This is a genomic window from Luteimonas sp. RIT-PG2_3 (assembly GCF_054902115.1).
This window is the reverse complement of record NZ_JBUBPF010000005.1, coordinates 68,285-83,734: the sequence shown is the minus strand read 5'-3', so window position 1 is coordinate 83,734 and position 15,450 is coordinate 68,285. Positions and strand designations below refer to the sequence as shown.

15 protein-coding genes are annotated in these 15,450 nt (G+C 66.1%); 8 read left to right on the top strand and 7 right to left on the bottom strand.

Features of this window, described 5'->3' with window-relative positions:
- The first annotated feature begins 68 nt into the window (after positions 1-68).
- The 8 genes from ACYX7E_RS09455 to ACYX7E_RS09420 all read left to right on the top strand — a co-directional run bounded on the left by ACYX7E_RS09455 (position 69) and on the right by ACYX7E_RS09420 (position 6,754).
- Positions 69-248: a DUF1674 domain-containing protein gene (locus ACYX7E_RS09455; RefSeq protein ID WP_462080330.1), complete on the top strand. Its 180-nt coding sequence runs from the start codon at positions 69-71 to the stop codon at positions 246-248.
- Positions 249-326: 78 nt separating this feature from the next.
- Positions 327-722: a succinate dehydrogenase, cytochrome b556 subunit gene (sdhC, locus tag ACYX7E_RS09450; protein ID WP_462080329.1), complete on the top strand. Its 396-nt coding sequence runs from the start codon at positions 327-329 to the stop codon at positions 720-722.
- Positions 719-1,129: a succinate dehydrogenase, hydrophobic membrane anchor protein gene (gene sdhD, locus ACYX7E_RS09445; RefSeq protein ID WP_462080328.1), complete on the top strand. Its 411-nt coding sequence runs from the start codon at positions 719-721 to the stop codon at positions 1,127-1,129. Before sdhC ends, sdhD begins: the two co-directional genes overlap by 4 nt.
- Positions 1,130-1,136: 7 nt before the next feature.
- Positions 1,137-2,927: a succinate dehydrogenase flavoprotein subunit gene (gene sdhA, locus ACYX7E_RS09440; protein WP_462080327.1), complete on the top strand. Its 1,791-nt coding sequence runs from the start codon at positions 1,137-1,139 to the stop codon at positions 2,925-2,927.
- 123 nt (positions 2,928-3,050) lie between these two features.
- Entirely contained in the window at positions 3,051-3,836 is a 786-nt protein-coding gene (locus ACYX7E_RS09435; protein WP_462080326.1) for a succinate dehydrogenase iron-sulfur subunit, read from the top strand.
- Positions 3,837-3,866: 30 nt separating this feature from the next.
- Positions 3,867-4,115: an FAD assembly factor SdhE gene (locus ACYX7E_RS09430; protein ID WP_462080633.1), complete on the top strand. Its 249-nt coding sequence runs from the start codon at positions 3,867-3,869 to the stop codon at positions 4,113-4,115.
- A 493-nt stretch (positions 4,116-4,608) separates the two neighbouring features.
- A complete protein-coding gene (locus ACYX7E_RS09425; RefSeq protein ID WP_462080325.1) occupies positions 4,609-5,850 on the top strand; it encodes a lipoprotein-releasing ABC transporter permease subunit in 1,242 nt (413 codons plus the stop codon).
- A 97-nt stretch (positions 5,851-5,947) separates the two neighbouring features.
- Positions 5,948-6,754 (top strand): ATP-binding cassette domain-containing protein, encoded by an 807-nt coding sequence (locus ACYX7E_RS09420; protein ID WP_462080632.1) that lies wholly within the window; start codon positions 5,948-5,950, stop codon positions 6,752-6,754.
- Between the two features lie 135 nt (positions 6,755-6,889).
- On the opposite strand, the gene ACYX7E_RS09415 is transcribed toward ACYX7E_RS09420, so the two are convergent.
- From ACYX7E_RS09415 to ACYX7E_RS09385, 7 genes are all read right to left on the bottom strand, one after another.
- A complete protein-coding gene (locus ACYX7E_RS09415) occupies positions 6,890-7,285 on the bottom strand; it encodes a response regulator (protein WP_462080324.1) in 396 nt (131 codons plus the stop codon).
- 209 nt (positions 7,286-7,494) lie between these two features.
- Positions 7,495-8,490, bottom strand: a complete 996-nt coding sequence (locus ACYX7E_RS09410) for a YhdH/YhfP family quinone oxidoreductase (RefSeq protein WP_462080323.1) — start codon at positions 8,488-8,490, stop codon at positions 7,495-7,497.
- 103 nt (positions 8,491-8,593) lie between these two features.
- Entirely contained in the window at positions 8,594-9,187 is a 594-nt protein-coding gene (locus ACYX7E_RS09405; protein ID WP_462080322.1) for an LOG family protein, read from the bottom strand.
- A 39-nt stretch (positions 9,188-9,226) separates the two neighbouring features.
- Entirely contained in the window at positions 9,227-9,394 is a 168-nt protein-coding gene (locus ACYX7E_RS09400) for an MFS transporter (RefSeq protein WP_462080321.1), read from the bottom strand.
- Positions 9,395-9,535: 141 nt separating this feature from the next.
- Positions 9,536-10,972, bottom strand: a complete 1,437-nt coding sequence (lpdA, locus tag ACYX7E_RS09395) for a dihydrolipoyl dehydrogenase (protein WP_462080320.1) — start codon at positions 10,970-10,972, stop codon at positions 9,536-9,538.
- Positions 10,973-11,082: 110 nt separating this feature from the next.
- On the bottom strand, positions 11,083-12,306 hold the full coding sequence (sucB, locus tag ACYX7E_RS09390; RefSeq protein WP_462080319.1) for a dihydrolipoyllysine-residue succinyltransferase: 1,224 nt from the start codon (positions 12,304-12,306) through the stop codon (positions 11,083-11,085).
- Positions 12,307-12,369: 63 nt separating this feature from the next.
- A complete protein-coding gene (locus ACYX7E_RS09385; RefSeq protein ID WP_462080318.1) occupies positions 12,370-15,207 on the bottom strand; it encodes a 2-oxoglutarate dehydrogenase E1 component in 2,838 nt (945 codons plus the stop codon).
- Positions 15,208-15,450: the final 243 nt, after the last annotated feature.

Genomic DNA, 15,450 nt, shown 5'->3' with positions numbered 1-15,450 from the left:
CGGCGAAAAAAGCATCAGGTGCATTTGCTGGCTTGTCGGACATGGCCGCCGGACTTAGAATTTAACGGGTGAAAGATCCCGATATCTTAGGCGAACCGGAGCATCCACCGGCGCAGGCAGAGACAGAAAAGCCTGTTGCGGAGGATGATCCGGCCGTGGTGCTGCCAAAGGAAATCGGTGGTCGCAAGGGCCCTGATCCAACCCGGTATGGAGACTGGGAAAAGAACGGTCGCTGCATCGACTTTTGACAATGATCGCGCGGTCCCGGCCGGCATCCAAGATCCAGCCACGCGGCCAGCGCCGCCAGCGAGGAGAGCATTAGCACCATGGCAAACCGCCAAAGACCCACATCACCCTTCATGCTGGGGCAGACGTATCGCTTCCAGATCACGTCGTTGATGTCGTTCCTCCATCGCATGACGGGTGTGTCCCTCGCGGTCGGCTCCATTGGACTCGTCTGGTGGTTGCTGGCCGTCGCGCAGGGTGGGGATGCGTATCTCAACGCGTCGCAATGCCTGTCGTCTCCGCTCGGCCTGGTGGTGCTGTTCGCCTTCACGCTGGCGCTGGTCTACCACCTGCTCAACGGCATCCGCCACCTGAGCTGGGACGCCGGCAAGGGGTTCGAGATCCCGCAGGTCTACAAGTCGGGTTACGCGGTGTTCGTGGTCGGCTTCCTGCTGACCGGCCTGATCTGGTTCTTCGCGTTGCGGGGTGGTGCATGAGCAGCGACAAACAGCAGGACGTCGTGCGTGATTTCCGCACGCCGGTATCGCGCGCACGCGGCCTGGGGTCGGGCAAGACCGGCACCGGACACTTCTGGTGGCAGCGCGTCACCGCCGTCGCGCTGGTGCCGCTGGTGCTGTGGCTGGTGTTCACGCTGGTGTCGTTCGTCGGCGCCGACCTGGATACCGTCCGCGCGACGCTCGCGCAGCCGTGGAACGCCATCGTCTTCGCGCTGCTGGCGATCGCGATGTTCTGGCATGCCAAGCTCGGCCTGCAGGTGGTGATCGAGGACTACGTGCACGCGCGCGCGGTCGAGATCGCGCTGCAGCTGCTTGTCACCTTCCTGTGTGCGATTGGCGCCCTCGCATCCCTTTACGCGATCGGCCGTATCGCCCTGCTGGCTTGAGTCCAACATGACCTCCGCTTACAAGATCACCGAACACAAGTACGACATGATCGTCGTCGGCGCCGGTGGCGCCGGCCTGCGCGCCACCTTCGGGCTCGCGCACAAGGGCCTGCAGACGGCCTGCCTGACCAAGGTGTTTCCGACCCGTTCGCACACCGTGGCGGCGCAGGGCGGCATCTCGGCCGCGCTCGGCAACATGGGCGAGGACGACTGGCGCTTCCACTTCTACGACACCATCAAGGGCTCGGACTGGCTGGGCGACCAGGATGCGATCCAGTACATGTGCCGTGAGGCGATCCCGGCGATCGTCGAGCTCGAGCACCAGGGCGTGCCGTTCTCGCGGACCGAGGAAGGCAAGATCTACCAGCGTCCGTTCGGCGGCATGACCACGCATTACGGCAAGGGCACGGCCGAGCGCACCTGCGCCGCGGCCGACCGCACCGGCCACGCGATCCTGCACACGCTGTACCAGCAGTCGCTGAAGCACGACGCACGCTTCTTCATCGAGTACTTCGCGCTCGACCTGATCATGGACGAGGAAGGCGTCTGCCGCGGCGTGCTGGCCATCGACATGGCCGAAGGTTCGCTGCACCTGTTCCGCTCGCATGGCGTGGTGCTGGCGACCGGCGGCTACGGACGTGCGTACTTCTCCGCGACCTCGGCGCATACCTGCACCGGCGACGGCGGTGGCATGGCGCTGCGCGCCGGCCTGGGCCTGCAGGACATGGAGTTCGTGCAGTTCCATCCGACCGGCATCTACGGCGCGGGCTGCCTGATCACCGAAGGCGTGCGCGGCGAAGGCGGCATCCTGCGCAACAGCAATGGCGAGCGCTTCATGGAGCGCTACGCGCCCAACGCCAAGGACCTGGCGTCGCGCGACGTCGTCAGCCGCTCGATGACCATCGAGATCCGCGAGGGGCGTGGCGTCGGCGAGCACAAGGACCACATCCATCTGGACCTGACCCACCTGGACCCGAAGGACATCCACAAGAAGCTGCCCGGCATCGCCGAGAGCGCGAAGATCTTCGCGGGCGTCGACGTCGAGAAGCAGCCGATCCCGGTGATCCCGACCGTCCACTACAACATGGGCGGCATCCCGACCAACTACCACGGCGAAGTCGTGCAGTTGAAGAACGGCGAGCCCGATGCGGTCGTGCCGGGCCTGTACGCGATCGGTGAAGCCGCCTGCGTGTCGGTCCACGGCGCCAACCGCCTGGGTTCGAACTCGCTGCTCGACCTGGTGGTGTTCGGACGGGCGGTCGCCAACCGCTGCGCCGAGACCATCAAGACCGGCCAGCCGCACAAGCGCCTGGCCGCCGATGCGACCGACAAGGCGATCGGCAACCTCGACAAGCTGCGCCATGCCAATGGCGATACCCCGACCTCGGTGATCCGCGACCGCATGCAGCGTTCGATGCAGGCGCATGCCGCGGTGTTCCGCACCCAGGAGACGTTGGAAGAGGGCGTGCGCCAGATGCAGGAGATCAACGCCTCGTTCGCCGACGTCAAGATCAGCGATCGTTCGCTGGTCTGGAACTCGGACCTGATCGAGACGTTCGAGCTGCAGAACCTGCTGGGCCAGGCGCTGGTGACGATCACGTCGGCGGAGAACCGCAAGGAATCGCGCGGCGCGCATGCCCGCGAGGACTTCCCGGACCGCGACGACAACAACTGGCACAAGCACACGCTGACCTGGCTCGACGATGCCGGCAAGACCCGCATCGACTATCGCCCGGTGCACATGTACACCCTGGATGACGAAGTCGAGGTTGTTCCGCCCAAGGCGCGCGTCTACTGATGGCGCCCAGGTTCGACATCGCCGGAGCGCGCGCGCAGGCACATCTGCATGCGCAACCGGTGTTCCTGATCTACCAAGCCAGCCGCCCGTTGCGGCAAGCTCCCATCACGGTAAATCGCTGACATGGCTGAATTCACCCTCCCCAAGAACTCCAAGGTTCGCAAGGGCAAGCACTTCAAGGCTGCGCCAGGCGCCACGCGCGTGCGCAACTTCAAGGTGTACCGCTGGAATCCGGACGACGGCGAGAATCCGAGCACCGACACCTACGAGGTCGACCTCGACAAGTGCGGCCCGATGGTCCTGGACGCGCTGATCAAGATCAAGAACGAGATCGATCCGACGCTGACGTTCCGGCGCTCGTGCCGCGAGGGCATCTGCGGTTCGTGTGCGATGAACATCGACGGCACCAACACCCTGGCCTGCACGCGCGCGATCGACGACTGCGCCAAGGCCGAGGTGCCGATCTATCCATTGCCGCACATGGACGTCATCAAGGACCTGGTGCCGGACCTGACGCATTTCTACGCGCAGTACGCGTCGATCCAGCCATGGATCCGCACCCAGAGCGCGCCGCCGCCGGATCGCGAGCGCCTGCAGTCGCCGGAAGACCGCGACAAGCTCGACGGCCTGTACGAATGCATCCTGTGCGCGTGTTGCTCGACCAGCTGCCCGAGCTACTGGTGGAACGGCGACCGTTACCTCGGCCCGGCGATCCTGCTGCAGGCCTACCGCTGGATCATCGACAGCCGCGACGAAGACACCGGCGCGCGCCTGGACGACCTGGAAGACCCGTTCAAGCTCTACCGCTGCCATACCATCATGAACTGCGCGCGCACTTGTCCCAAGGGCCTGAACCCGGCCAAGGCGATCGGTCAGATCAAGCAGTTGATGCTGGCACGGCATGGCTGACAGCGCGGTTCGCGGCGTCCCGGGATGACCATCGACGACGCCGCCGAACTGCGTCGCCTGCGCTGGCGTTGCCGGCGCGGCATGCGCGAGCTGGACCAGCTGTTCACACGCTGGCTGGAGCGCGAATGGCCGCAGGCCCCGGCCACACAGCGCGGCGTTTTCCTACAGCTGCTGGACTGCGAGGACGATAAACTCTGGCGCTGGTTCATGGGCTACGAGGTGGCGCCCGATGACGCAATCGACGCGCTTGTCCAACAGATCCGCGGGATGCCGCCTTGAATGGCGGCCGTCGCGCTACCTGATTGCCGCGCTGGCCGGGCTGGGGCCTTGTGCCGGCTTGTCCGTGCTGGCGTCCGACCTGCCTGCGAACCTGGCCTGGCCCTGCGCGTTGCTGGCCGTGGCCACCGGCGCTTGGCTCGCCTGGCGTGAATCCCGCCGCCCGCGGCGACAACTGCTGATCAGGCCTGCGCTGCCCGGTGCTGGGCTGCCTGCGCCCGTACCGGCGGAATGTGGGCGGTCTGGACCGCAGCCGGGCGCAGATGCGTCGACCGTCGACGGAATCCCGGTGCAGCGGCTGGTCCTGCAGTGGCGTGGGCCGTTGGCCTTTCTGGGGTGGCGCGATGCCGACGGACGCATGCAGCGGCTGTCGTGGTGGCCCGACACCCTGCCGGCAGACCTGCGACGTGAACTGCGTCTGGCCGCTCCGGCCCGCGTTGCTTCGCGGCGCAGTCGTTCGGTGGCACCATAGCCGCTGCCCCGTCAGCCCTTGCCCATGTACAAACCCATTCCGGTCGCCATCGGCCTGCGCTACCTCCGCGCCAAGCGCCGCAATGGCTTCATCTCCTTCATCTCGCTGGCATCGATCCTCGGCATCGCGATCGGCGTGACCGTGCTGATCACCACGCTGGCGGTGATGAGCGGATTCCAGCGCGAGATCAAGGACCGCATGCTCGGCATGGTCGCGCATGCCACCGTCATCGCCTATGGCGATTCGATGGAGAACTGGCCGCACGCCGTCGAGATCGCGCGCAAGGATCCACGCGTGGCCGGCGCGGCACCGTATATCGATACCCAGGCGTTGCTGCGCAGCGGCCGCCAGGAGCCTGCCGCAGTCCGCGGCATCGACCCGGAGGCGGAATCCACCGTGTCCGAGCTGGCCGACGTCATGGTGCAGGGCAAACTGTCGGACCTGACGCCGGGCGCGTACAACATCGTGCTGGGCAAGGAACTGGCGCAATGGCTGGGCGTGCAGGTGGGCGACAAGATCGTCGTCACCACCGATTTCCAGGTCACGCCGATGGGTGCGGTGCCGCAGTTGAAGCGCTTCACCGTCAGCGGCCTGTTCGAGGCCGGCTACCAGGACTTTGATCGCCGGCTGGCGGTGGTCAACCTGCAGGATGCGCAGCGCCTGCTGCGGATGGGGGACGGCGTGACCGGCGTGCGCCTGAAACTGCACGACATGAACATCGCCTGGGACGTCGCGCGCGACCTCGCAGTACAGCTCGACGGCCTGTACCAGGTGCGCGACTGGAGCCAGGAAAACGCCAACATCTTCCGTGCATTGAAGATGGAGAAAACGATGATCGGCATCCTGCTGTCGCTGATCATCGTCATGGGCTCGTTCAACCTGGTCGCCTCGCAGGTGGCGCTGGTCACCGACAAGCAGGCCGACATCGCGATCCTGCGCACGCTGGGCCTCGCGCCCGGCGGTGTCATGCGCGTGTTCGTGGTGCAGGGCACGATGATCGGCGTCATCGGCACCGTGCTCGGCGTGGTCAGCGGCCTGCTGCTGACGTTCAATCTCGAACACATCCTGCGCGGGCTCGAACGCCTGTTCGGCGTGGTGCTGATGCCCGAGGACGTCTATTACGTGACCGGCCTGCCGATCGACCTGCAGGTCAGCGATGTCGCGATGATCAGCAGCGTGGCGCTGGTGATGGCATTCCTGGCGACGGTCTATCCGGCCTGGCGCGCATCGCGCACGGCACCGGCGGAGGCGCTGCGCTATGAATGATGCCACGCGCAATGGAACGGGCCAGGCCGCGTTGCCGGGCGGCAAGCGCCGCTTCTGGCAGCGCGCTCCCGAGCCCGTGGTCCGCAACGATGGTGCGGTGATCCGCGCCGAGGCGCTGGGCAAGGTCTACGCCGAGGGCTCGCTGCGGACGCAGGTGTTCGACGGCCTCGATTTCGCGGTCCATCCCGGCGAGACGGTCGCGATCCTGGGCGCATCGGGTGCCGGCAAGAGCACGCTGCTGCACCTGCTGGGCGGGCTGGATACGCCCAGCTCGGGCGAGGTCTACGTCTCCGGACACCAGATGAGCGCGTTGTCGAACGCCGCGCGCGGACGCCTGCGCAACCAGGCACTGGGGTTCGTCTATCAGTTCCATCACCTGCTGCCGGAATTCACTGCACTCGAGAACGTGATGCTGCCGCTGCTGCTGCAGCGCGATGCGGACCCCCTGGGTATCGAAGTCGGCTCCGGCGTCATGGGCACCATCGGACTGCCGTTCTGGGCCGTGTATCGCGCCGGGCTGGAACTGCTGCATGCCGGCCTGTCGGCGATGGATCGCAAGTCGGTCAAGGATGCCAGCGACCGGGCGCAGGCGTTGCTGGAATCGGTGGGGCTTGGCCATCGCCTCGAACACAAGCCCGGCGAACTGTCCGGCGGCGAACGCCAGCGGGCGGCCGTGGCACGTGCGCTGGTGAATCAACCCGCTTGCGTGCTCGGCGATGAACCGACCGGCAACCTCGACGAGAAGACTGCGTCCACGGTGTTCGAACTGATGCTGGAGCTCAATCGCGAACAGCGCACGAGCCTGGTGCTGGTGACGCACGACCGCCGTCTGGCGCGCCGGCTGGATCGCGTGCTGGAACTGCACGAAGGCAAGCTGCGCGAACTCGCGCCGCAGGACGTCTGACTCCATACGCGGGCATCCCTGCGGAAGCCACGTGGGCCGGGTCTAGACCCGGCGCCCTCGAATCACGCGAACGCGCAAACGGCGTCCAACACCCTCAAGCCCACGACGCCGTCAACCCCACACCCCACAACAACCTCATTCGCCCGGCGCGGGATCCCCCGGATCGCTGACACCCATCGTCGCGAGGATGGCTTCGGCCAGTTCGGTTTCGCTGAAAGGCTTGGTCAGGTAGGCCTTGGCGCCCTGGCGCAGGCCCCAGACGCGGTCGGTGTCCTGGTCCTTGGTCGTGACCAGGACGACCGGGATGTGCTTGGTGGCGGGGTCGCGGGTGATCGAGCGCGTGGCCTGGAAGCCGTTGAGGTTCGGCATCACCACGTCCATCAGGATCAGATCGGGCAGTTCCCGGCGTGCGGCCTCGACGCCGGCGGCGCCATCCTCGGCGGTCAGGGCCTGGTGGCCCATTTTTTCGACGATGCGACGGATACCCAGCAATTGGGACGGGGAGTCGTCGACGATCAGAATGCGCGCCATGCCATGCCCCTGTGAATGCGCCACGATTGTAGCCACTGCCCGTGCGATTGCGCAGCAGGCTCGGCTGAGAACCTGTTCACGATCTGTCGCGAGCGCAGTCAGGTGGCGCGTGGTGGAGCGCAGAAAGCGCAGTGTACGTGCGGGTACATGAGCATTTCGAGCACCGCACGCGTGCCAGATGGCAAGCGCAGCAAGATCGTGAACAGGTTCTAAAACGTGACCAGTGTCCTGCCGAGCGAGCGGCCGTCCAGCATCTCGTCGAAGACGCCTGGCAGGCCGGCGAGGGTGACTTCCCGGGTGCAGATCCGGTCGAGATGGCGCGGTTTCCAGTCGCTGGCCAGCTGCTGCCAGACGCGGTCGCGGAGGTCGCGTGCGGTTCCCGAGGAGGCGACGCCGATCAGCGACACGCCGCGCAGGATGAAGGGCATCACCGAGCCCGGCAGGTCCGCGCTCGCGGCCAGGCCGGCGCTGACGACGTTGCCATACGGCCGGGTCTGCGCAAGCAGGCTGACCAGCATCGCGCCGCCGACGTTGTCGAGGCCGCCGCCAAAACGTGGCGTTTCCAGCGGGCGGGTGGTCGCGAGGGCCTCCCGGCCCAGGACCTGGCTGGCGCCGATCGCGGTCAGGTAGTCGGCGTGTTCGGGTTTGCCGCTGATCGCATGCACCGCATAGCCGGCGCTGCTGAAGATGTCCACGGCCAGCGAGCCGACGCCACCGGTGGCGCCGGTAACCGCGATCGGGCCATGCGCCGGCGTCTGCCGGTTCTCCTGCATGCGCAACAGGGCCAGCGCGGCGGTGAAGCCGGCAGTGCCGAGGATCATGCTGTCGCGCAGACTCAGACCGGCCGGCAGCCGGACGGCCCATTTGGCTTCGAGCCGGGCGTACTCGCTGTAGCCACCGTCGCGCAGCTCGCTGAGCGCGCAACCGGTGATCAGCACGGCGTCGCCTTCCTTGAAGGCCGGGTCCGTCGATGTCACCACGTGTCCGGCGACATCGATGCCGCCGACCAGCGGATAGTCGCGCAGGATCCGCCCCTTGCCGGTGCCGGCCAGGGCGTCCTTGTAGTTCACCGACGAGAACGACGTCTTGATGACGATCTCGCCCGGCGAGAGGTCGTCGATCGACAGCGTTTCGATGCCGCTGCGATAACCGTCGGCATCGTTGTGGATGCGCAGGGCCTGGAACTGTGCCGGAAGGCTGGTCATGGTGTCCTCTGATGACGTTGGATCACGCGGGCGGCATCGCCAGGCATCGAGTGAATGCCCGAGGTGATGAACGCGTCGCCACGCGCCTTGGAGTTCACGCCCCTCAACGCAACGCGGTCCTGCGTTTTTCATCAATCCATTTACTCGCCTGCGCGGGCTGGTAGGCCCGCATCCAGGCGAACATCGCATCGATGTCGCTGCCATACCAGAGGTCGGCGCGCTGGTCGGGATGCAGGAAGCGCTCGTCGACCATGCGATCGATCATGCCGATCAGCGGTTCGTAGAAGCCATCGATGTCGAGGAAGGCGCAGGGCTTGTTGCCGATGCCGAGCTGACGCCAGGTCAGCATCTCGAAGATCTCCTCCATCGTGCCGAAGCCGCCGGGCAGGGCGACGAAGGCGTCGGACAGGTCGAACATCCGCGACTTGCGCTCATGCATCGAACCGACGATCTCCAGTTCGGTCAGCCCACGGTGCGCGACTTCCCAGTCGGCCAGCTGCTTGGGGATCACGCCGGTGACCTGGCCGCCGCCATCGAGCACGGCATTGGCCACCACGCCCATCAGGCCGACGTTGCCGCCGCCATAGACCAGTCGCAGTCCTTCCTTGGCGATGCGGTCGCCAAGCGCGAACACGCGGTCGGTGTAGATGGGCTTGTTGCCGGCGTTGGAGCCGCAGTAGACGCAGATCGATTTCATGGGTGCGTACACCTCTGGACGGGACGGATCAGGAATCACTCACTTGCGGCGCTGGCGGACGAGCATCGTGACGCCAAGGGCGATGAAGGCGATCCCGACGCCACTGAAGGCGATGCGATCACTGGCGAACGCGCCGACCACGAACATCGCGCCGGCAACGATGTACAGCGTGGCGGAGAGATGGGATGGCATCGGCTCGGGTGACATGCGTGTCTCGCAGTGGGGATCCGGGAGCGGGTGGGGCGTGGCAGTTGGGAGGGAAGGAGGCGGACGGTACAGCGTGCCTGGATGCGGATCTCCAAAACGCAAAAGGCTCCGCCGGGGCGGAGCCTTCGCGCAGGCCAACAGTCAGTTGGCCTTGTGGATCGCGCGCTTGTCGACCGCCATTGCCGCATCGTGCACGGCTTCGGACAGCGAGGGGTGTGCGTGGCAGATGCGGGCGAGGTCGTCTGCGGAGCCCTTGAACTCCATGGTCAGCACGCCTTCGTGCACCAGTTCCGACACGTTGGCACCGACCAGGTGCATACCCAGCACGAGATCGGTCTCGGCATGTGCTATCACTTTCACGAAGCCTGTCGGCTCGGCCATCGCGACGGCGCGACCCACCGCGGCGAACGGGAAGGAGCCGGCCTTGTAGGGCACGCCTTCTTCCTTGAGCTGCTGTTCGGTCTTGCCGACCCACGCGATTTCCGGCGAGGTGTAGATGACCCACGGAATGGTGTCGAAGTTGACGTGGCCGGGCAGGCCGGCGATCAGCTCGGCGACCGCAATGCCTTCTTCGAAACCCTTGTGTGCCAGCATCGGGCCGCGCACGCAGTCGCCGATCGCCCAGACGCCATCGACGCCGGTGTGGCAATGCGCGTCGACCTCGACCTGACCGCGCTCGTTGAGCTTCACGCCGGTGCCATCGGCCAGCAGGCCCTTGCTCGCGGCGCGGCGGCCCACGGCAACCAGCAGCTTGTCGACCGTCAGCGTCTGCTCGCCACCCTTGTCCGTGTAGGTGACGACGACTTCCTTTTTCTTGCCCTTGCCGGTGACTTCGGTCTTGGAGACCTTGGCGCCGAGACGGATGTCGAGGCCCTGTTTCTTGAACTCGCGCGCGGCGACCTTCGACACTTCGGCGTCGGCTACGGCCAGGAAGTCCGGCAGGGCCTCGAGGATCGTGACTTCGGCGCCGAGGCGCTTCCAGACGCTGCCGAGCTCGAGACCGATGACGCCGGCGCCGATCACGACCAGGCGCTTGGGCACTTCGGTGAAGTCCAGACCGCCGACGTTGTCGACGATGGTATCGCCGTCGAACTTCGCGAACGGCAGCTCGATCGAATCCGAACCCGCGGCAAGGATGACGTTGGCGCCCTTGAGCTCTACTTCGCTGCCGTCGTGCTGCTTCACCGTGACGATGTTGCCCGGCTGCAGTTGTCCGAAGCCGTAGTACGGCGTGATCTTGTTGGCCTTGAACAGTTGCGCGATGCCGCCGGTGAACTGCTTCACGATGGCATCCTTGCGGCCGATCATGGTGCCGACATCGATCTTCGCGTCCTTGACGCTGATGCCGTGCTGTTCGAACTGGTGGGTCAGGTTATGGTACTGGTGCGAGGAATCCAGCAGTGCCTTGGACGGAATGCAGCCCACGCGCAGGCAGGTGCCGCCCAGTGCGGGCTTGCCGTCCTTGCCCAGCGCGGCGTCGATGCAGGCGACCTTCTTGCCCAGCTGCGCGGCGCGGATCGCGGCGTGATAGCCGGCGGGGCCGGCTCCGATGACGACGACGTCGTATTGTTCGCTCATTTCATTCGCTCACAGGCAATGGGGAGAAGAAGCGGGAATCGCGGCCTTGGGAACTGCCAGGGTCTGGCCCTGGCGATATCCCGATCCCCGGTTCCCGATGCGGCTGGGCCTTACAGGCCGAGCAGCATCCGTCCCGGGTTCTCGAGCTGGTTCTTGATGTCGACCAGGAACTGCACCGCGTCCTTGCCGTCGATGATGCGGTGGTCGTAGCTCAGCGCGATGTACATCATCGGCGCGGCGATGACCTGGCCGTTCTCGACGATCGGGCGCTCCTTGATGGTGTGCATGCCCAGGATCGCGCTCTGCGGCGGATTGACGATCGGCGTCGACAGCAGCGAACCGAAGGTGCCGCCGTTGGTGATCGTGAAGGTGCCGCCCTGCAGGTCTTCCAGCTTCAGTCCGCCTTCGCGCGAAGCCTTGGCGAAGTCGGCGATGCCCTGTTCGATCTCGCCGAAGCTCATGCGCTCGACATTGCGCAGCACCGGGGTCACCAGGCCGCGATCGGTCGAGATCGCCACCGAGATGTCGGCGTAGCCGTGATAGATGATGTCCTCGCCATCAACCGAGGCGTTGATCACCGGGTAGCGCTGCAGCGCGTTGGAGGCGGCCTTGGCGAAGAAGCTCATGAAGCCGAGCTTGATGCCGGTGTCCTTCTGGAACTGGTCGCCGAGCTGCTTGCGCAGCGCCATCACGTTGGACAGGTTGACTTCGTTGAACGAAGTCAGCATCGCGATCGAGTTCTTCGACTGCATCAGGCGCTCGGCGATGCGCTTGCGGATGCGCGTCATCGGCACGCGCTCTTCCGGACGTGCGCCACCGCTGACGCCGGCGGTCTTGCCGCTGGCGTAGTTGACCAGGTCTTCCTTGGTCACGGCGCCGCGACGGCCGGTGCCTTCGACCTTGGACGGGTCGATGCTCTGGCTGACGGCGGTGAAACGCGCGCCCGGGGGCAGGGCGTCGGTACCGGAGACCGGTGCAGGCGTGGTCGAGCTCGGTGCGGCGGCAGCGGCCTTGGCGGCTTCCGCCTTGGGCTGGACTTCCTGCGCGCCGGCAGCCGGCTCCTGGGCCTTCTCAGCGGGGGCGGCGGCCGCGGCCGCGCCTTCCTCGATCACCGCGATGACCTGCTGGCTGTTGACCGTGGCGCCTTCCTCGAAGCGGATTTCCTTCAGCACGCCGTCGACGGTGGACGGCACTTCCAGCACGACCTTGTCGGTCTCGAGGTCGACGATGTTCTCGTCGCGCTTGACCGCGTCGCCGGGCTTCTTGTGCCAGGTGGCGATGGTGGCGTCGGAGACGGATTCGGGCAGGACGGGGACTTTGATTTCAGTGGCCATGGGTGGCTTCCTGGACAGCAGTATTGGGCGATGGATGGTTCGGAGCGGAGGCTGCGGATCTGCTTACTCGGCGACGGTCTTGCCGATCAGCGGGTTGACCAGGGCGTCGGCGATCAACTGCTTCTGCTCGATCACGTGATCGTTGAGATGACCGACCGCCGGGGAGGGCGAGCGACCCCGACCGGCGTAGCTGAGCGTCTGGCCGTCGGCCAGGCAGGCTTCCAGGTGGTGCTTGATCTGGTACCAGGCGCCCTGGTTCTGCGGCTCTTCCTGGCACCAGACCAGGTCGGTGGCCTTGCCGAAGCGCTTGAGCTCGGCGGCCAGCAGTTCGCGCGGGAACGGGTACAGCTGCTCGACGCGCAGCAACGCGACGTCGTGCTTGCCCAGTGCGGTCTGCTGCTCGAGCAGGTCGTAGTAGACCTTGCCGGAGCAGGCGACGACGCGCTTGACGTTCTTGACTTCCGCGGCGGCATCGCCGATCAGGTGCTGGAAGCTGCCGTTGGCCAGTTCGTCCAGCGTCGAGGTCGCCAGCTTGTGGCGAAGCAGCGACTTGGGCGTCATGACCACCAGCGGCTTGCGGGTCTTCATCCGCATCTGCCGGCGGATCATGTGATAGGCCTGTGCCGGCGTGGTCGGCACGCAGACCTGCCAGTTCGACAGGGCGCTCAGCTGCAGGAAACGCTCGAGGCGCGCCGAGCTATGCTCGGGGCCCTGGCCTTCGTAACCATGCGGCAGGAACAGCGCCAGACCGCACAGGCGCTGCCACTTGGCCTCGCCCGACGACAGGAACTGGTCGATGACGACCTGGGCGCCATTGGCGAAATCGCCGAACTGGCCTTCCCAGATATCCAGCGTGCCCGGTTCGGACGTCGAATAGCCGTACTCGAACGCCATCACCGCTTCTTCGCTGAGCAGCGAGTCGATGATGGTCGCGTCTTCGGGGTTCTCCACCAACTGCTGCAGCGGGATGTAGTCCGCGTCGCTGTTCTGGTCGTGCAGCACCGCATGGCGGTGGAAGAACGTGCCGCGGCCGCTGTCCTGGCCGACCAGGCGCAGGCGGTCGCCTTCGTTGAGCAGGCTGGCGTAGGCCAGGTTCTCGGCGAAGCCCCAGTCGGCCGGCAGCTCGCCGGCGACCATCTTGCGGCGGTCCTCGTAGATCTTGGCCACGCGCGGATGCAGGGTGATGCTGTTGGGGATCGTGGTGATGCGATCGGCCAGCGCGCCCAGGGTGTCCAGCTTGACGGTGGTGTCGACGGCATCGTCGATGCTGCCCGACAGGTACGGATCCCAGTCGATCGTCAGGTCGTAGTCGTCGGGCTTGCTGTCGGCAAGCTCGGTGGTGACTTCGCCGGCGTCGAGCTTGTTGCGGTAGCCGTCGACGATCGCCTTGGCGTCGTCGGCAGTCAGCGTGCCGGCGGCGACCAGCCTGTCGGCGTACAGCTCGCGCGGGGTCTTGTGCTTGCGGATCGTCTGGTACATCAGCGGCTGCGTCGCCGCCGGTTCGTCGGCCTCGTTGTGGCCGTGGCGGCGGTAGCAGACCAGGTCGATGACGACGTCGCGGCCGAACTTCTGGCGGAAGTCGTAGGCCATCTCGGCGCAGAACACGACCGCGTCCGGATCATCGGCGTTCACGTGCAACACCGGTGCGCCGACCATCTTGGCGACGTCGGTGCAGTACAGCGTGGAGCGCGCGTCCTGGCGTTCGCTGGTGGTGAAGCCGACCTGGTTGTTGATGACGACATGGATGGTGCCGCCGACCGCGAAACCGCGGGCCTGCGACATCTGGAACAACTCCATGTTGACGCCCTGGCCGGCGAACGCGGCGTCGCCGTGCAGTAGCACCGGGACGACCAGCTTGCGGGCCTTGTCGCCGCGACGGTGCTGGCGCGAACGCACGCTGCCGGCGACGACCGGGTTGACGATTTCCAGGTGCGACGGGTTGAACGCCAGCGCCAGGTGGATCGGGCCGCCGGGGGTCTGGATGTCGGCGCTGAAGCCCATGTGGTACTTGACGTCGCCGGTGTGCGCGGCGTCGTCGCCATGGTGCTCGAACTTGCCCTCGAACTCGTCGAACAGCTTGCGCGGGTTCTTGCCGAGGGTGTTGATCAGCACGTTCAGGCGGCCGCGGTGGGCCATGCCGATGACGATGTCCTTGACGCCGTCTTCGCCGGCGCGACGGATGGTGTCGTCGAGCAGCGGGATCAGGGCGTCGCCGCCTTCCAGCGAGAAGCGCTTCTGGCCGACGTACTTGGTATGCAGGTAGCGCTCGAGGCCCTCGGCGGCGCTGAGGCGCTCGAGGATCCGGCGCTGCTCATCGGCGCTGCGGGTGTAGTTGCCACCGGCGGCTTCGAGGCGCTGGTAGATCCACTGGCGCTGCTCGAAGTCCGGGATGTGCATGAACTCGGCGCCGATCGCGCCGGCGTAGGTCGCACGCAGCCGGGCGAGCAGGTCGCGCAGCTTCATCCGCGGCTGGCCGGCCACGCCGCCGGTGCTGAACTCGGCGTCCAGGTCCGACTCGGACAGGCTGTGGAACGCCAGGTCCAGGTCCGGCGGGTTGATCGGCGGCACCAGGCCGAGCGGATCGAGCTTCGCACCCAGGTGGCCGCGCGAGCGATAGGCGGTGATCAGGCGGCCGATATGGCGCTCGCGCTCATCGCTGCTGTCGCTGTGGCCGACCGCAAGGCCGCGCGCGGCACGCTTGCCGGCATCGGCAACGGCGGAAATGACCGCCGAATGCGGCACGTCACCGGCTTCGCGCCCTTTCAGGCTGTCGAACCAGGTCTGCCATTTGGGATCGACACTGTCGGGATTGACCAGGTACTGCTCGTACAGGTCCTCGATGTATGCGGCATTGGCACCGAGTTGGGAGGACTGCGCAAACTGCTTCAGAAGACTGTCCACGTCTGGCGTATTGGGCTCGAAGTAAGGGGCAAACACCTGATACGGAAAGAAAATCAGGCGCGAGAAATAAGGGGTTGACGCGCTGCACAGTATAGCCGGAGGCATCTGGGCAAAGCACCCTTCGGGGGTGAAATAGTCGATGTTCCCGCCTGCGACCATCGTCGCAGGGCCGCGAACGCCCCGCTGGTGTGCAGGACAGGCCTTGCGTCCCCGCGATCAGGCCAAAGGCCTGATCGCCAAGAG

Bases quoted from the DNA above. Each gene is read 5' to 3' on its own strand.
- sdhC (WP_462080329.1), top strand. From the start codon at position 327: ATGGCAAACCGCCAAAGACCCACATCACCCTTCATGCTGGGGCAGACG.
- sdhD (WP_462080328.1), top strand. From the start codon at position 719: ATGAGCAGCGACAAACAGCAGGACGTCGTGCGTGATTTCCGCACGCCG.
- sdhA (WP_462080327.1), top strand. From the start codon at position 1,137: ATGACCTCCGCTTACAAGATCACCGAACACAAGTACGACATGATCGTC.
- ACYX7E_RS09435 (WP_462080326.1), top strand. From the start codon at position 3,051: ATGGCTGAATTCACCCTCCCCAAGAACTCCAAGGTTCGCAAGGGCAAG.
- ACYX7E_RS09425 (WP_462080325.1), top strand. From the start codon at position 4,609: ATGTACAAACCCATTCCGGTCGCCATCGGCCTGCGCTACCTCCGCGCC.
- ACYX7E_RS09415 (WP_462080324.1), bottom strand. From the start codon at position 7,285: ATGGCGCGCATTCTGATCGTCGACGACTCCCCGTCCCAATTGCTGGGT.
- ACYX7E_RS09410 (WP_462080323.1), bottom strand. From the start codon at position 8,490: ATGACCAGCCTTCCGGCACAGTTCCAGGCCCTGCGCATCCACAACGAT.
- ACYX7E_RS09405 (WP_462080322.1), bottom strand. From the start codon at position 9,187: ATGAAATCGATCTGCGTCTACTGCGGCTCCAACGCCGGCAACAAGCCC.
- ACYX7E_RS09400 (WP_462080321.1), bottom strand. From the start codon at position 9,394: ATGTCACCCGAGCCGATGCCATCCCATCTCTCCGCCACGCTGTACATC.
- lpdA (WP_462080320.1), bottom strand. From the start codon at position 10,972: ATGAGCGAACAATACGACGTCGTCGTCATCGGAGCCGGCCCCGCCGGC.
- sucB (WP_462080319.1), bottom strand. From the start codon at position 12,306: ATGGCCACTGAAATCAAAGTCCCCGTCCTGCCCGAATCCGTCTCCGAC.